Annotated in this window: 1 protein-coding gene and 1 pseudogene (1 of these 2 running past the window's edge); both read right to left on the bottom strand. The window is 61.3% G+C overall.

Annotated features, from left to right (window positions below; translation table 11 throughout):
* Positions 1 to 353, bottom strand: a pseudogene (locus GXP39_11420) (ABC transporter permease) (it extends 628 nt beyond the left edge of the window).
* A gap of 640 nt (positions 354 to 993) precedes the next feature.
* Positions 994 to 3,066, bottom strand: coding sequence for an ABC transporter substrate-binding protein (locus tag GXP39_11415; GenBank protein NOZ28646.1), 2,073 nt, complete (start codon positions 3,064 to 3,066; stop codon positions 994 to 996).
* Between the last annotated feature and the right edge of the window lie 692 nt (positions 3,067 to 3,758).

Here is a 3,758-nt window from a genome sequence, read left to right as displayed (position 1 = left end):
ACCATCCAGGTGAAGAGCAATGTGGAGAAGGAGATGAGCGCTGTGTATCCCAATCGCTCCCAGATCAGGTCGCTCACCTCCCGGTTGTACTCGAAGGAGCGCCCGAAGTCACCACGCACAAAGCCCGAGATCCACTTCCAGTACTGCACGTACAGCGGCCGATCGAGCGCGTACCGCCGCTTGAGCGCCTCGATCTCCTCCTTCGCCGTGCTGGTCCCCTGCATCTGCCGCTGGGCTCTATACACATCCAGATAAGTCCCGGGAGGCAGGTTGATGATGATAAAGCCGATGATGGAAACGAAGAACAACGTCGTGATCATATAAAGGAAACGTCGAGCAAGGTATGCAGCCATTGGTCTAACTCTCCACGCCGTTCAGACCGGCCCACTTGGAAGAACTCGCCGAAACCATCCTCTCCTGATTCACTGGACACCAGACGGCGGGCAAGAAGCCCGCCTCAACCCACAGCCTCGCTTATGACCTGAATGCGCGTCTGAGAGCGTATCTGAAAATTTGGTGTGGAGAGTCCCCCTCTCCATGGGAACCCCACTTTTCCGACCTGCACCTGCCTTTCTCGGCCCTTCCCGAAGGACCTGAGCCGAGGCCGGGCAGGTCGAAGGCGGAAGATGGACTCTTTCCGGAGGGGCTTCGCCCCTCCGGACCTCCCCATAGTAGGGGCAACGGCATTTCTCAAACATGCCCTGAGGAGCTCCCTCAGATACCAGCTCTGCAGGGGGAGGTGTGGAGAGGAACTCCCCTCCACAGAAACCCCACTTTTCCGGCCTGCACCTGCCTTTCTCGGCCCTTCCCGAAGGACCTGAGCCGAGGCCGGGCAGGTCGAAGGCGGAAGAAGGGCTCTTTCCGGAGGGGCTTCGCCCCTCCAGGTCTCCCCGTAACAGGAGCAACAGGGCTCCTCAGACACGCACTCAGGGGCTTTTGTAACAATGGGGAGAGGATTTCCCCCTCCCCATTGCTCCGCTTCAGCCTGTCGGCTTAGATGTCCTTGAAGAAGAACTGCTCGGGGTAGACAGCGCCGAAGTAGACCATGATCCACGGGTTGGTGAAGCCGCCCAGCCCCAGCTGCTCTCGTGTGGGCACGTTCCCCACGTTCTTCTTGGCCACGACGATGGTCGGGATGTTGGCCACCGTCCCGATGAAGAAGGGGCCTTCCTCGATGTGGATCTTCATCATCTCGAAGACCAGCTGCTCCCGCTTCTCATCGTCGGGCTCGATCTTGGCCTTGTCATACAGCGCCTGCAGGCGGGCGACAGGCCCATCCGCCGGCGGCTCGTCGCGCGGCGGCGTTCGATCCCGGGGATCCTTGTCCAGCTCGGTGCCCTCCTTGTCCGTGCCCTTCACGGAGTACCAGGCCCCGTACAGCGGCGCCCAGCGCTGATTCCCGATAGGCACGAACCACTGCGGGTACACCAGGTGGTTGGGGCCGTCTCCGACCTCCCAGCTATTGCGGATGTCGAACTCGGCGCTGGTCTCCAGGACGCCCAACTGCTCGCCGGGCACCGGGTTCAGGATGGTCTTCAGACCGACCGCCTCCCAGTTCTCCTTGACGATCTCCGAGCACAGGCTGTACTCGCGGGAGGCCTCGGCGCTCATATCGATGCGCAGCTCCAGCTTCTTGCCGCTGGGCAGCTCTCGATAGCCGTCGCCATCCTGATCGACCACCCCCATCTCATCCAGCAGGGCCTTGGCCTTCTCGGGATCATACTCCACCGCCAGGTCACGCCACTGCTCGAACAGCTTCTTCCCCTCCTCCGTGCGATTGTACTCGATCGCCTTGGGGCTCAGGGTACCGGTGGTCGGGAAGCCCGTGCCGAAGTAGACCACCTTCTGGATCTTGGGGCGATCGATGGCATGGGAGAGGGCCCGGCGGAAGCGCTTGTCCCGATAGACGGCCTGCTTCTCCGGATCCGGATGGTTCCAGTTGGGATAGTACACGGAGCCGGTGCCGGAGCCGCCGTCCCACAGGAAGGTGCGGTAGTTGCCCTTGTCCTCATTCTGCTTGAAGAGGGACAGCTCGCTCAACGGCTGGTACTTGCACGGGCGGCCGCAGAACTCCTGCTCGCCGGCGATGACCTTCAGCTTGGAGACCTCCAGGCTCTCCACATAGGTCACCTCGACGCGATCGATGTAAGGAAGCTGGTTCCCCGCCGTGTCCACGGCGTAGTAGTACGGGTTCCGCTCCATGATCAATCGGGCGCCCGGCTCGTACTTGACCGGCATCCACGGGTTCAACACGGGGCACTCCGGGTTGACCCGCCAGTCCAGCTTCTCGTCGAAGGTCTCGAAGGTGTCGTACTCATCCGAGTAGTCGGGGTGGAACTGGATCAGGTAGTGCTTGGGGACGACCACCTTCTCTGCGATGACGCCGTTGGGCCACATGGCCAGGCGATCGGCCAGGAGCGGGGCCGGAGCGGCGAACTTGAACTTGAGGGTGTAATCGTCGATCTTCTCCAGCTCCATGGTCTTGCCGCCGGCGATGGCCCAGTCGGGCGGGCTATCCGGATGCTCGGGGTTGAGCACCATGTCCTCCCACCAGAAGAGGATGTCGTCCACGGTGAACGGTTCCCCGTCCGACCACTTGGTGCCCTTGCGGAAGTAGAAGGTCCACTCCGTCTTGTCCTCGTTGTAATCCCAGCTCTTGGCCAAGCCACCGCGCTTGCCCAGGCCGTCCTTGACCCAGTGAACCAGGGAGTACCCGTACATGGCCATGGCCACATGGGAGCCGGACGAGGACGTGTCATACCGGTGCCAGGTCCCGCCGTACTTGCCGATGGTCTCAAACGGCTCGATCACCAGCGGCTCTGCGGGGATGCGCTCCTCCAGAGGGGGCAGCTTGCCCTGCTGGACCAGCTCGTGCAGCATGGGAGCCTCATGGATCTCCTCTGCAGGGGCGGCAGCCGGCGCTTCTTCCTTCTTCTCCTCTACAGCTGGCGCCTCCGGAGCGGCCTCAGGAGTTGGCTGAGGAGCACAGCTCGCAGCCACGACACCAGCCGCAGCGGTCGCCGATAGACGCAAAAACTCCCGTCGTGTGAGCCTTCTTCTGGCCATCAGATTCCCTCCTAAGCGAAAGATGTGTGCCACTTTACCGCTCACTGAAGGCATGGAGAAAGATGATCTGCCATGCCCGCATCCGCTCCGCTGCCGACAAGAGGCAACATCAGGATGCATACGGGAAGGTTTCCATCACAGGATCGGATCGGCATAATGCGACCCCGTCCCACATTGCGTCGTCTCCGGCTTGATCACCTCCTTTCTTTAGCGCCCGGCAATGGAGCGCAAAAAACAACAGGCAGAGCGACGTGGTGAAGATCACCAACGCCTTGCTCTGCCTGCCCATGCGACTGTTGCAACCATCCCCTCAAAGAGAATCTCCTCACCGGAGAATCATGCCCCTGCACGGGATGAGTGAAATCGATCGAATGAGGCGATCGAGATGGAACCATCCAACGGATTCACATCAGAGAAGAGGAAGCACCAAAAGTGTAGCACCTTTGCGTTGGGCTGTCAAGTGCTCGCGCTCCTATAGCAGGACCTTTTCAAAGTCCAACGTTCATATTGGCATACATGGCGCCTGCAGGGACGAGGCAAGGTGTCGTGTCTGTATACGCATCTTCTCGGTTTCCTCCAGCATACAACGTGGCCAGACGTACCCCACCCCCCTGTCGTCCCCCCTCCCCAATCCGCTTCGCTGGGAGGGGGGACCTGGGGGTGGGTGGTGGCGGCGGCGCAGCTCCGCTGCG

Source organism: Chloroflexota bacterium, from assembly GCA_013152435.1.
GTDB lineage: Bacteria > Chloroflexota > Anaerolineae > DUEN01 > DUEN01 > DUEN01.
The sequence above is the reverse complement of the archived record's forward strand: the minus strand, read 5'-3'. Positions and strand labels throughout refer to the sequence as shown.

Excerpts from the sequence above, each read along its gene's own strand:
- GXP39_11415 (NOZ28646.1), bottom strand. The coding sequence starts at position 3,066 with ATGGCCAGAAGAAGGCTCACACGACGGGAGTTTTTGCGTCTATCGGCG.